The following is a 15868-nucleotide window of genomic DNA, read 5'->3' as shown; positions in this document are numbered from 1 at the left end:
GAATAGGTTAACGGCTGACCAACTCGGTCACAGCGTCGACGACGTTGTAGAGTGCGAAGTCGCTGATGCTCGTGAAGAGGCCGAGCAGCAAGCAAGCGACGATCACGACGATCGTAGAATCCTTGAGTTCGGTCTTCGTGGGCCAGCTGGCCTTTTGCAACTCGCCAACGAGTTCCCCGAAGAAGATGCGGACGCTGCGGAACGGATTTGCCATGTTATTTATTCGGGCGGAAGTGGCAGGGGCGGAGGGAATCGAACCCCCAACCAACGGTTTTGGAGACCGCTACTCTACCAATTGAGCTACACCCCTGTGTTTATTTCTTTTAGACGACACAGCCGGGACCCCAAAAAGGAGCCCCGGCAGCGTCGGTCGGAAGAGGTTAAGGACGCGTTATGCGATAATCTCGGTGACACGACCGGCACCGATGGTGCGGCCGCCTTCACGGATAGCGAATTTCTGCGTCTTCTCCATGGCGATCGGCACAATCAGATCGATTTCAACAGAGATGTTGTCACCAGGCATGATCATTTCGACACCCGTCGGGAGATTTACAACGCCCGTCACGTCCGTCGTGCGGAAGTAGAATTGGGGGCGATAGCCGTTGAAGAACGGCGTGTGGCGACCACCTTCGTCCTTCGAGAGGACGTAGATTTCGGCCTTGGCCTTCTTGTGCGGGAGAATGGACTTCGGAGCAGCGATGACTTGACCGCGCTCGATGCCTTCCTTGTCGATACCGCGGAGGAGGATACCGACGTTGTCGCCAGCCTGACCTTGGTCGAGGAGCTTGCGGAACATTTCGATACCGGTAACGACCGTGCTCGTGGTGTCTTTAAGACCGACGATTTCGACGTTCTCGTTGATCTTGACGATGCCGCGCTCGATACGACCGGTGGCAACCGTGCCACGACCGGTGATGGAGAACACGTCTTCGACCGACATCAGGAAAGGCTTGTCGAGTTCGCGAGCCGGCTCGTCGATCTCAGAGTCAAGAGCTTCCATAAGCGCCTGAATAGCAGCATTGCCTTCAGGTTTGTTGTCGAGAGCAGCGGTGGCCGAGCCACGGATGATCTTGGCGGCCTTGCCGTCGAATTGATACTTCGTGAGGAGATCGCGAATTTCTTCTTCAACGAGCTCGAGCAGGTCAGGATCGTCGATCAAGTCGACCTTGTTCAAGAACACAACGAGCTTTGGCACGCCAACTTGGCGGGCAAGGAGGATGTGCTCACGGGTCTGCGGCATCGGGCCGTCAGCCGCGGAAACCACGAGGATACCGCCGTCCATTTGGGCGGCGCCAGTGATCATGTTTTTGACGAAGTCGGCGTGGCCGGGGCAGTCAACGTGCGCATAGTGGCGCTTGTCAGACTCATACTCCACGTGAGCAACCGAGATCGTTACGATCTTGGAAGCATCACGCACAGTGCCGCCCTTGGCGATGTCAGCGTAGGTCTTAACCTCAGCCAAACCTTTGCGTGCTTGGCACGCGAGGATGGAGGTGGTCAGAGTGGTCTTGCCGTGATCGACGTGGCCGATGGTGCCAACGTTAACGTGCGGCTTCTTGCGTTCGAATGTTCCTTTAGCCATGTGGGACTGGAGTATGTGGTTTTAGTTGAAGTTGTTGATCTTTATTAACGTCGGGGATCACCGACGTTGGCCTGGAGCCCAGAACCGGATTCGAACCGGCGACCTCGTCCTTACCAAGAACGTGCTCTGCCAACTGAGCTATCTGGGCAGACCAAGGCACAGACCAAAATTGAAAAGAATGTTCAGAGAATAGCTCCAAAAAATTAGCGTCAACTAGAATCTCGCAGAATTCCGGAAAATTCTACGGACCGACCACCACGCGATACCGGCCTGGCAACAGCCGTCCGCCGATTCTGAAAGTCTTCACCAAGTAATTTCTAAAAAACGTATCGACTTCTTCAATCCCCGAACCGCTGGCCAAGACCGGCTCCCCCACCGCCCCAAGCGCGTTCACCAATAACACGAACTCCACCGGCGAGAAATCCGGCGCCGGTAGGACAAGATTCACCAAGGGTTCACGAATGACTGACGTAATCCCATTAAACAGAAAAACTTCTACGAACCCCGAACGAGCCGGCAACACTGGTCTGGCGACATCAATTCGCCCAAACCCGGCAAACGGCACATCATTGCCTTGGGTTAAAACGTCCACTAACCCTTCCTTGATTGCAATCGGCGCAGAACCATAAAATCGCGGACCCGCCTCCTGAAAGGCAAACTGCGGCTCGATTCCCGCAAACATCTGCGCAGGAGTGCGTTTCGTAGAAATCAAATTCTGTTTTTGGCCGTAATTCCATTCTGTCGGGAAAAACAGCGGTGTCGGATCGAATAACTCCGACGTCTCGCTTAACACTTGGTCACTCGGATCACTCCCCTTGCCAGCCAACTGGAGGAACGACGACGACTCCGCTTTTGAAGGCATCGCCGATGGTGGTTTCGCCCGAATCCATGTCCACCACCCCACCCCAACCGCTAAAACGAGTGTGAGTCCGCCCCAAGCGAGCCGCTGAACTGAAATCTTTTTCGCGCTCACAAGTGTTTAGTTAGCCACATCCGCTTCCTCACGCGGCTCAGAAGCCACCACCACTCTGCCGAAACCCTCCTTCTTAACCATTTCAGCAAAATCAAGAAATGCCTGCATCGTGACCTGCCTGTCGATGCGCACGAGCATCACTGCGCCCGGATTCGCCTTCGCATACGCCCGCACACGCTTCTGCAAATCCGGTAACGAATAAATCGCTCCCTCAAACAAGATCACGTTATCGCGTCGGTAAGTCACCACGACCGACGCAGCCGCCGAACCGTTGGCCGCGCTGCCCGCACTTGGCAAATCCAACACGGATTTCCCACCACCCAATTGCATTTCCACTCCGGGCGACAAAATAAATCGCGATCCCAGCAACGCGAAAAAAAGCACAATCACCGCTACATTCACCCACGCCACGAAATCCAAATCCCGTGGCGGCGGACTCAGCCGCGACTCGAAATCCAGTGGCCGCGTGATCATTTCCCCTCTCCCGGATCACCCTTCTTATAATCACGCAGCAAAAAACGCATCAGTTCACTCCCGGCCCACTCCATATCTTGCACGATCGCTTTCACTCGACCGCTCAAAAAGTGCCTCGCGAGGTGCGCCGGAATCGCCACCACCAATCCTGCCGCCGCCGTGAGCAACGCTTCCCACATGCCGCCCGCCAACACCACCGGCGTCGCGTAATTACCGCTTTGGTTAAACAACCAGAACGTCTTAATCATTCCCAGCAACGTCCCGAGTAGCCCGAACAATGGCGCGACCTGTGCAATCGCCGACAGCGCACTGATGCGTCGTTCCAAAATTGGAATTTCCACCAGCGCCGCGTCCTGCATCGCGAGGCGCATCGCCTGTTCGTCTTCCGACGCGTGCCGCAATCCGGCCTTCACGGTCTTCGCGACGGGCCCCGGAGTTTCTTCGCTCAACGTCAGCGCTTCCATCAGACGCTCTTTTTGCAGCAGATTTTTAATGCCGCTCAAAAACTCCGCTGAACGAATCTGGCTGCGATGCAGATACAGCGCGCGCTCCACAAAAATAATCAGCGCGGTCAGCCCGAGCAACAGCAGCAGCCACATCACGGGGCCGCCTTTCGCGAATACACTGTAACTGAAATCACTCATGAAAGTGCGCGCATGATGCGTGGTGCGGAGGCGGCGTAAACGTCAAAGCTCATGACTTCGTCGTCTCCACCGGACGGAACCTCGCCAGTTTAGATTCGGCCAGCGCCGTGCCTTTAAGTTTATTATCGATGATCAACTGATACGCCCGCTGCGCTTCATCGAATCTTCCCGCGGCCTCGTGCAATTGCCCGAGTTCTACCAAGGCGCGCGCAACCCAGTCTCGTCCTCTGGGCCCAAGTTGTTTTGCGACATTTGCGTCGAGCAGGAAAGCATCCACCACCGACCACAATACCGTCTGAGCTTTCGCCGCCTGATCTTTCGCCACCTGGCCTTGCTGGGTCTGCGAGCGTTTCGCGAGCGCATAGCCCCACTTGAATCCGGCCTCCGCGCGCAAATCCACCGGTGCCGACGGCAAATCGCGCAACCGTTCATAGATCGCCGATGCCCCCTCGTAATTCACCGCGCTGTTCGCCGCTTGCGCAAACATGCAATCCGCGAGCGCGATCTGCGCGAGCAACACATCCGGGTGACGGCTTTCGTTGTTCACCAAATTTTCGTAGATCTGCCGCGCCGCCGCGAAATCATTTAATTTCCGCAGCAAATCGCCCTGCTTCAAACGCGCATAGAAAACCATTTCATCCCTCGGAAAATCCTGCACCAGCCGCTCGAGCACATTTTTTCCGTAAGCTTCCTGCAAATGCCGGTCGAGTCCCTGGCGCTCGAGAATCAGCGCAATCCGATAAAGCGCGAACGGCACGAACGGACTTTTCGCGTATTCCTTGGTGTCGACGAACGTCTGCAAGATGCGTTGTGCGCCCGCCAGGTCGCCGCGCTTTTCCAACTGACTCGCCTGCTCCAGAAAGGAATCCTGCGCCGCCGAGCTGCCTTGGTATTCCTTGCGCAATTTTTCCAACGTCACGAGTGCTTCCTGGTCGCGCTTCAATTCGAACAACGCCTGCCCTTTCAGGAGCAGTGACGTGCTCGCCACATCCCCGCGCAAGCCCGCCTCAAGGCCGTTCGCTTTCTCCAACACCCCGGTCAATTCGTCGGTTTGCTGCATCGCGATTTCAAATTGGCCGGTATCAAACGCGAGTCTCGCCCGCAGCCACATCAGTCGAATTCGCAAATCTTCCGGCACGCCTTGCGCACCACTCGCCAGCACTTTTTCCACGCGCGCTGCGGCCTGCGCACTGAGCCCGCGCACCTGCATCTCCTTCACCAAATTCCACTCCGCCTGCCAGCGATTGAGCGGATCAAGCGCGGGATTATTCGCCGCCGCATCTAATTGATTCGCGGCCGACTCAAGCTGGTTCGCGTGAATGTCCGACAACACGCGCTGAAAAATCAAAATCCCCGGAGCCACCACCGCCGGCGTCTCACTCAACGCAGCCCCGTAGGCATCCGACGCGCTCTTGTAATCCGACGCGCGGAAAAACGCTTCGGCCAGCAACACGCCTAATTCCGCGCGCTCTCGACCGGCCGGAAGCAGCGCCCGCAACTGCGTGCTCAAATCCGCCGCCGCCCGATAACGTTTTAAATCCCATGCGACCGCTAATCGCACGCCGAGCGCCTCGGCCTTCAACGGCGTGCCGGGAAACTGCCCCAACAACGAACGCGCGTCTTCTTCCGCCGCCGCATATTGTTTGTCGATCAAAGCGAGCTGCGCTCGCACCAATAACAAATCTTCGATGATGGGATGCGGTGTCGGCAAGCCGACTAACTCCGTCAAATCACGCCGCAGCTGCGCCCGATCCGGCTCGGTCGTCGCGCCGCGCGCCAACAGGTGCAACGCGAGGCGCTGCGTTTCCTGGCGCTGCGCGCTCTTCACCAATTCCTTCAGCGCATTCCGACCAATCGTGCTTTTTTCACCCGCAATCATGCCTAGCAAAAGCCGGAGTTGATCCGCCGTGTTGCGTTCGGTCGGCGGCACGGTCGCCAGCTGCCGTTGCAACAGCGCCTGCGCTTCCGGCACCCGTTGCGCGGTTGCTAATCCCGCCGCGTAATACCGCACATTTTCATAACCAATCCGCTGCCCCTGATAAGCATCAATGGTTTTCTTAAGATCGTTGAGCCGATTCTCATCCAAAGGGGCCCGCCGCAAAATCGCCAGATCCTGCCCGAGCGCGAAACGCGTGCGCTGCAACGCCGACACCGCCATGGCGCCCGCCTGCGCATACGCGGCATTGCGACGCTCGGTGTCATTTTCCGAATCGGCGATCTGTGCCTGCGCGAAGTGCCACCAGCCGATATCGCCTTCCGGCAATTCTTCGATCTTGCCGCTCGCCAACGCCGTTTTGGCCGGGCCGAAACGACGCTCGAAAACCGCCAGCAACGCGACGCGCAGTTGGTAAGTGGAGTTTTTCGGGCCGCTGTAAGCCTGCAGCACTTTCCCCGCTTCCGGAATTTCGCCCGCATCCAGCAACGCCGTGACCAGTGAAAGTGTCACGCGGCTTTTCGTCTCAACAGGAACTCCCGCCACACTCAAAATCTCGCGATAGCCTCCCGCTGCGGTCGCGGAGAATCCCATCTGCAACGCGATATCCGCGCGGCCTTCATCCAGCATCAACGTCGCCGGCACTGCCGCCGAAGCCGCCTGTTCGCTTGCCAGCGGACTCGGCCCCGCGACCTGCGCAACCAGTGAAACCGCCGCGAGCAAAAACGTAATCGATAAAACGTGCGCCGACTTACTCATGGATACATCGCAGCGTGCAGCCCTCCGCACACGTGGCAAGCGCGCCGTGCCGCCGCATCAAGCGACCAAGAAAATCTCCTGGTGCATGCCCATCGAAAGATCGGTCGGTTGTGTAACATGAAATTACTCGCGCTGCTCTTCGCGTCCGACATTCTCACGCTCGTTTAGTTCAAACCATCACAACCATGAGTGCCGCAATTATCGTTCTTCTCATCATCCTCGCTGTCGCCGTAGTTTTCGCAATGTGGGCCATCGGAGGCTACAACGCTCTCGTCTCACTGCGTAACCGTTTCAAAAACGCGTTCGCGCAAATCGACGTGCAGCTCAAACGCCGCTACGATCTCATCCCTAATCTCGTCGAAGTCGCCAAGGGTTACATGAAGCACGAGCGCGGCACGCTCGAAGCCGTCATCAAGGCGCGCAACATCGCCTACACCGCCTCGCAAAACGCCGCCGCGAATCCCGCCGACGCCGGCGCCGTGAAAAACCTCCTCGCCGCCGAAACCGGCCTCGCTGGTGCCATGTCACGCTTGATGGTCGTCTCGGAACAATATCCTGACCTCAAAGCCAACCAGAACATGATGCAGCTGACCGAGGAAATCACTTCCACGGAAAACAAAATCTCGTTCGCCCGCCAGGCCTACAACGATTCGGTGATGACCTATAACACCAAGCGCGAAACGTTCCCGACCAATCTCCTCGCGGGCATGTTCAACTTCAGCGAAGCGCAACTTTTCCAAATCGAAGACGCCGCCGAACGCACCGCGCCAAAAGTCAGTTTTGCTTGAGGACGCAGGCCGCCCTCAGCTTTCAGCGATCAGCTCAATCCTGACCTGGTTGATCGCTCTCATTCGTCGCTGGTTGCTGACCGCTGAAAACTGATCGCTCCCCTCCATGGATTTTTTCGAAGCCCAAGCCCGCGCGAAGAAACGCACCAACCGCCTCGTCGTGCTCTTCGCCTTTGCGGTGTTGGGCACCATCCTCGCGGGCTATGCCGGCGCGATGCTGTTCGTAAACCAACGCGAAGTTTTCAACAGCCAGCGAGACGGATATTATTCGAGTAATCCATCGACGCGGACGTCGTGGTGGAATCCGAAACTTTTTCTCATCACCGCTGGTGGCACGCTGGCCGTGGTCGGTTTCGCTTCTCTTTATAAGTGGTCGCAGATGCGCGGCGGTGGCCCCGCCATCGCCGAAATGGCCGGCGGACGTCGCGTCGATCCGCAGACCAGCGATCTGCGCGAACGCCAATTGCTCAACGTCGTCGAAGAAATGTCCATCGCCTCAGGCATTAGCGTGCCGGCGGTTTACATCCTCGACCAAGAGCCCGCGCTCAACGCTTTTGCCGCGGGTCTCAACACCAGCGACGCTGCCGTCGCCGTCACGCGCGGCACGCTCGAAAAACTCACGCGCGATGAACTGCAAGGCGTCATTGCCCACGAGTTCAGCCACATCCTCAACGGCGATATGCGGCTCAATGTCCGCATCACCGCGATCGTCTTCGGCATCCTTGTCATCGGCTTGATTGGCCGCGGCATCCTCTATTCGCTCGGACGCGGACGCGTTCGCTCCAGCGGAAAAAAAGGCGGCAACGTCGCGGCGCTGATTGGCATCGGCATCGCGCTCATGGTCGTCGGTTACATCGGCTATTTTTTCGGACGCCTCATCCAAGCCGCCGTCTCCCGCCAGCGTGAATTTCTCGCTGACGCTTCCGCCGTGCAGTTCACGCGCAATCCCACCGGCATCAGCGGCGCGTTGAAAAAAATTGGTGGCTACGCGCTCGGCGGCAACATCCTCAACGCACACGGCGCCGAACTCGGACACTTTTTCTTCAGCCAAGCTTTCAAATCCAACTTCGGCGGCCTCTGGGCGACGCATCCGCCGCTCGATGAACGCATCCGCGCGGTCGAACCCAATTGGGACGGCAAACTGTTCGAACCGAAAACCGTCGTCGATGTGAAGACCGAGAGTTTCCGCTCCGCCGGCCATAAAACCTGCCCGCTCCCGCGCACCGCGTCCGGCATTCCGCCGATCATTCCCTCCATTCCGTTCGCGCCGGCGGCGATCGTCGCCAACATCGGCGCGCTCACTGAAACGCATTTCTCGGAAGCGCAGGATATCCTGCAAACCATCCCGCCCGAACTCCGCGCCGCCACGCGCGACCCGGCCCAGGCACCCGCGTTGATCTTCGCCGCCGTGCTTGGCGCTTCAAAATCGGACAACGAAAAATCCGTCTCGCTTATCCGCACGCACGCCAGCGCCGAAGCCGCCGAGCGCGCCGCAGCGTTTGTCCCGCAACTCGCCGCGCTCCCGGAAACCGCGCGCCTGCCGCTCCTGCAACTCTGTCTGCCCGCGCTGCGCGCATTGCCGCAGCCGGAACTCGATAAATTTGCCACGGCACTCGACGAGCTCGTCCACGCCGACGCCGAAGTCACGACGTTTGAATTCGCGCTGCACAAAATGATTTTGCACCAACTCGAATCCGCCGGTCCCGCCAAATCACGCGCTGATTTCCACTCGTTCCACGCCGTCGCCGATGCGATCTCCATCATTCTTTCTTTTGTCGCTCGCACCGGTCAGCGCGATGAGGTCGCCGCCAACGCGGCTTTTTCGGTCGGCGCAAAACAGCTTCCGCTGATCGCCGACAAAGTCGCGTTGCTTCCCGCCGGCAGCGGACTCGAAGTATTTTCCGAAGCGCTTGATCGCGTCGCGCGCGGTTCGCTCCCGATCAAGAAACGCCTGCTCATCGCCGTCGCCGAAACGATCGGCGCCGACGGAAAAGTCACTGTCGAAGAGAGCGAACTCTTCCGGGCGCTCAGCGCGACGCTGGATATTCCGATGTCGTTGCCTTCTGCAGTTGCGTAAACGCATTCCATTTTCATTGTGCGCGTTGCCCCGCAATTATGAGGCAAAACGTCACCGCCACTGCTGAAAATTCCCAACGTCTGGCCACGCTGCGGTCATACGATATCCTCGATACCCCGCCCGAACAGGAATACGACGATCTCGTGGCGCTCGCCGCCCAGATTTGTGACGCCCCGACTGCGGCCATCACGCTCGTCGACGAAGCGCGACAATGGTTCAAAGCCCGCGTCGGGATCGACGCGCCGGAAACGCCGCTCGAACTTTCTTTTTGCGCCCACGCCATCGTGCCGGCTTCGGAGGAGCTTTATATCGTGCCCGACGCCAGTCGTGACCCAAATTTCCGCGACCTCTCGAACGTTACCAGCAATCCCGGTATCCGCTTCTACGCCGGCGCGCCGTTGATCGCCCCGAATGGGCACGCGCTGGGCACCTTGTGCGTGGCTGACAACAAACCACGCCAACTCACGGCCGACCAAGATCGCGCGTTGCGCATCCTGCGCCGCTACGTCGTCAACGCCATGGAACTGCGCCGCGCCGTCCGCGAACAGCGCGAAACCATCCAGCAATTGGAGATCACTCAACGCGCGCTCGAAACCGCCCGCCGCGAAGCCGAGGCCGCCACGCAAGCCAAGAGCCGTTTCCTCGCGACGATGAGTCACGAGATTCGCACGCCGATGAATGCCATCATCGGCATGTCCACGCTGCTCCGCGACACGCCGCTCAACGCCGAGCAACGCGAATTCAGCGAAACCATCCGCACCAGCGGCGAAATTCTCCTCACGCTTATCAACGACATCTTGGACTTTTCCAAGATCGAGTCCGGTCATCTCGAGTTGGAACGCATGCCGTTCATCGTCAGCGACTGCGTGCGCCGCGCGCTCGATCTCGTTTCCGGTGTCGCCAATTCCAAGGGACTCACGCTTTCATCCAAGATCGATCCCGCCGTGCCGCCGTGCATCGTCGGCGACGTCACGCGCGTCTGCCAGATTTTGGTTAACCTGCTTTCCAACGCGGCGAAGTTCACCAGTCAGGGCGGCATCGAAGTCAGCGTGGAGAGTAAATCGCTCGACGCGCGTTTTATCGAACTGCACTTCGCCGTCACCGACACTGGCATCGGCATTCCTCCGGAGAAACTCAATCGTCTCTTCCGCGAGTTCAGCCAAGTCGATGCTTCCACCACGCGCAAATACGGCGGCACCGGCCTCGGCCTCGCCATCAGCAAACTCCTCTCCGAACTGCATGGCGGCCGCATCTGGGTGGAGAGCACGGCCGGCAAAGGTTCCACGTTTCACTTCACAATCAAATCCGAGCCCTCCAACGCGGCCAGCGCCGCACCCGCGGAGGTGAAACTCGATGGCACGTTCGCCACGCGCAATCCCTGCCGCGTGCTCCTAGTCGAAGACAATCTCGTAAACCAAAAAGTCGCCGCTCGGCTGCTCGCCCGCATCGGCTACCAACCCGCGGTCGTCAGCAGCGGACGTGAAGCGCTCACGATTCTCAAAAGCCAGGATTTCGATCTCGTGTTAATGGATATCGAAATGCCCGACATGGACGGCCCGACCGCGGTGGCCCATATCCGCCGCGAACTTCCGCGCCACCGCCAGCCTGCCATCGCCGCGCTCACTGCGCACGCCGTCGGCGAAGACAAGGCCCGCTACATGGCCGCTGGCATGCAGGATTACATCGTGAAGCCGCTGCGCATCGACGACCTCACGCGCGTCATCGCCACCGTTCCGAAACTGAAAGCCGCCGTCGCGAATTGATTTCGCTCAGCTTGTCGGCCCGCGCAGCTTCGCGATTACCAGAGCGATGAGAATCGACGCCACAATCAATCCACGCGCGTAGAGCGTGCGTTTCTTTTCATCGGGAATCCACTGCGGCTCCATTTTGGCGAGAAACGAGAAAAAGAAAATCGGGACCAGAATGACGTAGAGCCAGTGCAGCCCGAGCGCGCGTAGCAATTTTGTAAAACCACCCGCAATCGACGCACCCAGCAACAGCGACGCGAACAACGCCGCAAACGTCACGCTCTTGCCCATAAAGCCACGCCACAACCACGAGATCGCGAAAGGATTCATCCGTGCATTCAAGCACCCGCGCAGTCGCTTGCAAGCCGCGCGCCGCCGGTCATCGTGGACGCGTGACCCTCGCGGAAAAACAGCAGCAGCTCATCGACGACTACGCGATCATCCCCGATATCCAGGAACGCCTTGGGGCCATCGTGGATCGCGCGCGCCGCACTCCCCCGCTTGTCGACGCCGAACGCATCGACGCCAATCGCGTCAAAGGTTGCATCTCGCAAGCCTGGGTCGTGGCCGCGCTCGTCGAAGGCCGGTGCCAATTTCGCACCGATGCCGATTCGCCGCTCGTGCGTGGGTTGCTGATGCTGATGTGCGATCTCTACAACGGCGCCACTCCCGCCGAAGTCGCCGCGACCGAACCGGTTTTGTTGGAAGAACTCGAGCTCACGAAAATCCTTTCCCCTACCCGCTTGAACGGCCTGCACAGCGTGCGCGCCAAGATTCGCGAGTTCGCCGCGCAGGTGAGCTAAAATTCTGTCGCCGATGACGGCGAAATTAGTCCGAAACCAAAGTGCGATGTCCGCGTCTCACCTTACAGCAACCCCTCGCCTATGTCCCACGATCATCACTCCCATCCGTGTTGCGGCGTTTCCACGAACATTGAGGACTACTTCCTCACGCGTCGGCAATTCCTCAGCCGAGTCGGCATGGGCATCGGCGGCCTCGGCCTCGCGACGATGTTGGATCCGCTTAACTTGATTGCCGCGCCCGGAGAAAACGCCACCCCGACGATCACCGGCTCGCTCGCGCCGCAGCAGCCGCATTTTCCGGGCAAAGCGAAAGCCGTCATCCACATCTTCGCTTCTGGTGCTCCTTCGCACATCGATACGTGGGATCCCAAACCGATGCTCACGCAGATGAACGATCGCACCATTCTCGGTTCGGACGGCGTCGCCATGGGCTCGCCCTTTAAATTCCAGCGCTACGGAAAATCCGGCACGGAGGTCAGCGATCTCTTCGCTAAAACCGCGCAGCACGTCGACGACATGACCGTCATCCGTTCGATGTATACCGATATCCCCGCGCACGAAGTCGCCACGGTCTTCATGAACACCGGCTCGGTGCGCGTGACAAAACCCAGTCTCGGCGCGTGGACTGTTTACGGACTCGGCACGGAAAACCAAAATCTGCCGGGCTTCATTTCGTTGCGCGCCGGCGGACTGCCTTCAGGCGGCGTCAGTAACTACGGCGCCGCATTTCTCCCAGGTGTTTATCAAGGCAGCAGCATCAACACGCAGGCGCAAAACGTGCAGCAGATGATCCAAAACATCCGCAACAGCTACGTTTCCCAAACCGAACAGCGCCGCCAACTGGACTTCATTCATTCGCTCAACGATCTCCACGCGCAAAATCTCCAGCGCGACGCCGCGCTCGAAACCCGACTTGAGACTTACGAAATCGCCTTCCGCATGCAGACCGAAGCAACGGACGTGTTCGATATCACCAAGGAATCCGTCGAGACCCGCGCTGCCTACGGCAATACGCAGCAAGGTAAACAACTTCTCATCGCGCGCCGCTGCATCGAACGCGGCGTGCGTTTCGTCCAAGTGTGGCACACGGGCTGGGATCACCATCAAGATTTGGAAAATCGCATGAGCGCGAAGGCCAACGAAATTGACCAACCGCTCGCCGCGCTCATGACCGATCTCAAAGAGCGCGGCCTGCTCGATTCCACCCTCGTTGTCTGGGGCGGCGAGTTTGGCCGCAAGCCCACCAAAGATCGCAACGGCGGCGAAAATCCCGGTCGCGATCACAACGCCAAAGCATTTTCCATCTGGATGGCCGGCGGCGGCGTGAAAGGCGGCATCGTTCACGGCGCGACGGACGAATTCGGCAACGCCGCCGTGCAGGACAAAGTCCACGTGCACGATCTGCACGCGACGATCCTCCACTGCCTCGGCTTCGATCACAAAAAACTCACCTACCGTTTCAACGGCCGCGATTTCCGCCTCACTGACGTCGCCGGTAACGTCGTCAAACCGCTGCTCGCGTGAAGAAATTAATCTCAGCGCGGCCGCTTATCTTGGGAGCGAGCTTGCTCGTGACGCTTACCATTCATGCCGCCGACAACAGCGCCGCCGCCACGCCACTCTCCGCGTCCGATCTCCAATTTTTCGAGAATAAAATCCGGCCCGTCCTCATCGATAATTGCTACAAATGTCACAGCGTCGAAACGCCGCGCCCCAAAGCACGCCTCGTGCTCGATACACGTGACGGCCTGCTCAAAGGCGGCGTCTCCGGCCCTGCCATCGTCGCAGGCAATCCCGACGAGAGCATCCTCATTCAAGCGATTCGTTACACCGACGCAGACCTCCGCATGCCGCCCGAAGAGCACGGCGGGAAGTTAAGCGATCAGCAAATCGCCGATCTCACTGAATGGGTGCGGCGCGGCGCACCAGATCCGCGCGTCCCTGCGATCGCTGCAAACAAGCCAACCGGCGACGCTGCACCCGCGCACAGCTACGGCGGCGACGGTCGCGACCATTGGTCGTTTCAACCGGTTAAAAATCCCGCCGTTCCTTCCGTGAAAGATTCCGGCTGGGGTCAGTCGCCGATCGACAATTTTGTCCTCGCGAAACTCGAAAACCAAAACCTTCACCCCAACGCGATCGCCGATAAACGAACCCTCATTCGCCGCGCCACGTTCGACCTCACCGGCCTGCCACCGACCGAAGACGACATTCAAAATTTTATCGCCGATGAATCGCCCGTCGCATTCGCCAAAGTCGTCGACCGTCTACTTGCCTCGCCGCACTACGGCGAACGCTGGGCGCGTTACTGGCTCGATGTTGCGCGCTACTCCGACACGAAAGGCGACCCCGCCCGCCGGGAAGACAATCGGTTTCCACACGCGTGGACGTATCGCGACTACGTGATCGACGCGTTCAACGCCGACAAACCTTACGATCAATTCATCACCGAACAGCTCACCGCGGATCGCATCGTCATCGAAGCGGAGCGCGCCGCAAAAAAGAAAAAACAGGAAGGCCCGGTAGATCAAAGCGTGCTCGCCGCGATGGGCTTTCTCACGCTCGGCAACCAATTTGACGGCCGCCGCGACGACGTCATCGCCGATCGCATCGACGTCACGACGAAAGCCTTTCTCGGCCTCACTGTCGCGTGCGCTCGCTGCCACGACCACAAATTCGACCCGATTCCCACCAAGGATTATTATTCGCTCTACGGCGTCTTCGCCAACACCGCCGATGCGCCGCGCGTCACCAGCCAGCCCATGCTGCTTACCAAACTTCCGAAGACACCCGAGTTGATCGAATATCTCATCAAGGCCGATGCCTACAAAACCGAGGAAGAAAAGGTAAAGGCCGAGTTCGCCGAACTCCGCCGCACGCGCAGCCTCACGCCAGAAATTCGCCGCGAATACCAACGCAAGGAGACACAACTCCAGCGCTCCATCACCGACCTCGAAACCTCGCATCCCGGTGCGCCCGCGCGCGCGAACGTCGTCGTCGATGTGCCGCGCTCACGTGATTACGCGGTGCTCGTCCGCGGTGAACCGCAGAACAAAGGCGACATGGTGCCGCGCCGTTTCCTTGAAATCCTTTCTCCTGATCCGAAAAAACGCCCCACTTGGAACGAGGGCTCGGGTCGCATCCAACTCGCGAAAGCCATCACCGATCCCAAAAACCCTCTCACCGCCCGCGTGATGGTGAACCGCATCTGGCAGCAACATTTTGGCGAAGGCTTCGTCAACACACCCGACGACCTCGGCACCATGTCCTCCGCGCCGGTTCATCCCGAATTGCTCGACTGGCTCGCCACGAAATTCGTCAGCTCGGGTTGGTCGCTCAAACAACTTCACCGCACCATCATGTTGAGCAGCACTTACCAGCAGAGCGGCGACGCGAACCCGACAGCCATCGCCGCCGATCCCGACAATAAGCTGCTGTGGCGCTCCAATCTCCGCCGACTCGATTTCGAAGAAATCTACGACGCCATCCTCGCGATCTCCGGCACGCTCGATTTCACCGTGGGCGGAAAATCCGTCCCGCCTTCGAGCGAAGCATTCGGCCAGCGCCGCTCGCTTTATACAATGATGGATCGGCGCAACCCGCCGGAACTCTTCACACAATTCGATTTTCCGAATCCCGACATGCCCTCGGGCAAACGTTACGACACCACGGTGCCGCAACAGGCGCTTTTCCTCATGAACAGCCCGCAGGTCGTCGAAACCGCTCGCAAGCTCACGCACCGTCCCGAGTTCACCGAACTTAAAACCGACCGGGAACGGGTCTCCTCGCTCTACCTCGCGATTTTCCAACGTCCGCCATCCGATCAAGAAGTGTCACTAGGCGTAAATTATGTCCGCGCCAATCCCGCCGGGAAAGCGCTCGAAATCAAAGAATCGCCCGCCGCCAAAACCGCGCGCGAAAAAGCCCGCGAAAAACGCCAAGCTCAACTCGCCGCCGCGAAGGCCGGCCGCTACGCCGACCAGCGCCCTATTGGCAGCAACATCGATAATCAAGGCCCCGCCGACGCGTGGACGAAACTCGCCCACGCACTGTTTCAAACCAACGAAGCCGTCTTCGTAAATTGATT

Annotated in this window: 13 protein-coding genes and 2 tRNA genes; 6 read left to right on the top strand and 9 right to left on the bottom strand. The window is 59.0% G+C overall.

Annotated elements, in window-relative coordinates:
- Positions 1–7: 7 nt before the first annotated feature.
- From secE to ACRRQW_RS11265, 8 genes are all read right to left on the bottom strand, one after another.
- A complete protein-coding gene (gene secE / locus ACRRQW_RS11300; RefSeq protein WP_438481480.1) occupies positions 8–214 on the bottom strand; it encodes a preprotein translocase subunit SecE in 207 nt (68 codons plus the stop codon).
- 20 nt (positions 215–234) lie between these two features.
- Positions 235–310: transfer RNA gene (locus ACRRQW_RS11295), tRNA-Trp, on the bottom strand.
- A gap of 81 nt (positions 311–391) precedes the next feature.
- Positions 392–1582, bottom strand: a complete 1191-nt coding sequence (tuf, locus tag ACRRQW_RS11290) for an elongation factor Tu (RefSeq protein WP_438481479.1) — start codon at positions 1580–1582, stop codon at positions 392–394.
- Between the two features lie 72 nt (positions 1583–1654).
- Positions 1655–1730, bottom strand: a tRNA-Thr gene (locus ACRRQW_RS11285).
- 93 nt (positions 1731–1823) lie between these two features.
- The gene (locus tag ACRRQW_RS11280; protein WP_438481477.1) at positions 1824–2555 is read right to left on the bottom strand and encodes a hypothetical protein; all 732 of its coding nucleotides are present in this window, start codon (positions 2553–2555) and stop codon (positions 1824–1826) included.
- A gap of 6 nt (positions 2556–2561) precedes the next feature.
- A complete protein-coding gene (locus ACRRQW_RS11275; protein WP_438481476.1) occupies positions 2562–3029 on the bottom strand; it encodes an ExbD/TolR family protein in 468 nt (155 codons plus the stop codon).
- A complete protein-coding gene (locus ACRRQW_RS11270; RefSeq protein WP_438481475.1) occupies positions 3026–3673 on the bottom strand; it encodes a MotA/TolQ/ExbB proton channel family protein in 648 nt (215 codons plus the stop codon). The genes ACRRQW_RS11275 and ACRRQW_RS11270 overlap by 4 nt, the downstream gene beginning before the upstream one ends.
- Before the next feature lie 49 nt (positions 3674–3722).
- Entirely contained in the window at positions 3723–6365 is a 2643-nt protein-coding gene (locus tag ACRRQW_RS11265) for a tetratricopeptide repeat protein (RefSeq protein ID WP_438481474.1), read from the bottom strand.
- Between the two features lie 185 nt (positions 6366–6550).
- On the opposite strand from ACRRQW_RS11265, the gene ACRRQW_RS11260 reads away from it, so the two are divergent.
- The 3 genes from ACRRQW_RS11260 (at position 6551) to ACRRQW_RS11250 (ending at position 10993) form a co-directional block, all read left to right on the top strand.
- Positions 6551–7153 carry a LemA family protein gene (locus ACRRQW_RS11260; protein ID WP_438481473.1) on the top strand — a complete coding sequence of 201 codons (603 nt, stop codon included), beginning with the start codon at positions 6551–6553 and terminating at the stop codon, positions 7151–7153.
- 106 nt (positions 7154–7259) lie between these two features.
- A complete protein-coding gene (locus ACRRQW_RS11255; protein ID WP_438481471.1) occupies positions 7260–9230 on the top strand; it encodes a M48 family metallopeptidase in 1971 nt (656 codons plus the stop codon).
- A gap of 38 nt (positions 9231–9268) precedes the next feature.
- Positions 9269–10993, top strand: coding sequence for an ATP-binding protein (locus ACRRQW_RS11250; protein ID WP_438481470.1), 1725 nt, complete (start codon positions 9269–9271; stop codon positions 10991–10993).
- Positions 10994–10999: 6 nt separating this feature from the next.
- On the opposite strand, the gene ACRRQW_RS11245 is transcribed toward ACRRQW_RS11250, so the two are convergent.
- Positions 11000–11308, bottom strand: coding sequence for a hypothetical protein (locus ACRRQW_RS11245; protein WP_438481469.1), 309 nt, complete (start codon positions 11306–11308; stop codon positions 11000–11002).
- A gap of 2 nt (positions 11309–11310) precedes the next feature.
- Here ACRRQW_RS11245 and ACRRQW_RS11240 point away from each other — a divergent pair, with 2 nt between their 5' ends.
- The 3 genes from ACRRQW_RS11240 to ACRRQW_RS11230 all read left to right on the top strand — a co-directional run bounded on the left by ACRRQW_RS11240 (position 11311) and on the right by ACRRQW_RS11230 (position 15866).
- A complete protein-coding gene (locus ACRRQW_RS11240) occupies positions 11311–11781 on the top strand; it encodes a SufE family protein (protein WP_438481468.1) in 471 nt (156 codons plus the stop codon).
- Positions 11782–11862: 81 nt separating this feature from the next.
- The gene (locus ACRRQW_RS11235; protein WP_438481467.1) at positions 11863–13305 is read left to right on the top strand and encodes a DUF1501 domain-containing protein; all 1443 of its coding nucleotides are present in this window, start codon (positions 11863–11865) and stop codon (positions 13303–13305) included.
- Positions 13302–15866: a DUF1553 domain-containing protein gene (locus ACRRQW_RS11230; RefSeq protein WP_438481466.1), complete on the top strand. Its 2565-nt coding sequence runs from the start codon at positions 13302–13304 to the stop codon at positions 15864–15866. Before ACRRQW_RS11235 ends, ACRRQW_RS11230 begins: the two co-directional genes overlap by 4 nt.
- Positions 15867–15868 lie beyond the last annotated feature (2 nt).

The sequence above is a fragment of the Oleiharenicola lentus genome (genome assembly GCF_051660365.1).
In the GTDB taxonomy this organism is placed as follows: Bacteria; Verrucomicrobiota; Verrucomicrobiia; order Opitutales; family Opitutaceae; genus Lacunisphaera; species Lacunisphaera lenta_A.
This window is presented reverse-complemented; position numbering and strand designations above follow the sequence as displayed.

Excerpts from the sequence above, each read along its gene's own strand:
- secE (WP_438481480.1), bottom strand. The coding sequence starts at position 214 with ATGGCAAATCCGTTCCGCAGCGTCCGCATCTTCTTCGGGGAACTCGTT.
- tuf (WP_438481479.1), bottom strand. The coding sequence starts at position 1,582 with ATGGCTAAAGGAACATTCGAACGCAAGAAGCCGCACGTTAACGTTGGC.
- ACRRQW_RS11275 (WP_438481476.1), bottom strand. The coding sequence starts at position 3,029 with ATGATCACGCGGCCACTGGATTTCGAGTCGCGGCTGAGTCCGCCGCCA.
- ACRRQW_RS11270 (WP_438481475.1), bottom strand. The coding sequence starts at position 3,673 with ATGAGTGATTTCAGTTACAGTGTATTCGCGAAAGGCGGCCCCGTGATG.
- ACRRQW_RS11265 (WP_438481474.1), bottom strand. The coding sequence starts at position 6,365 with ATGAGTAAGTCGGCGCACGTTTTATCGATTACGTTTTTGCTCGCGGCG.
- ACRRQW_RS11260 (WP_438481473.1), top strand. The coding sequence starts at position 6,551 with ATGAGTGCCGCAATTATCGTTCTTCTCATCATCCTCGCTGTCGCCGTA.
- ACRRQW_RS11255 (WP_438481471.1), top strand. The coding sequence starts at position 7,260 with ATGGATTTTTTCGAAGCCCAAGCCCGCGCGAAGAAACGCACCAACCGC.
- ACRRQW_RS11250 (WP_438481470.1), top strand. The coding sequence starts at position 9,269 with ATGAGGCAAAACGTCACCGCCACTGCTGAAAATTCCCAACGTCTGGCC.
- ACRRQW_RS11245 (WP_438481469.1), bottom strand. The coding sequence starts at position 11,308 with ATGAATCCTTTCGCGATCTCGTGGTTGTGGCGTGGCTTTATGGGCAAG.
- ACRRQW_RS11235 (WP_438481467.1), top strand. The coding sequence starts at position 11,863 with ATGTCCCACGATCATCACTCCCATCCGTGTTGCGGCGTTTCCACGAAC.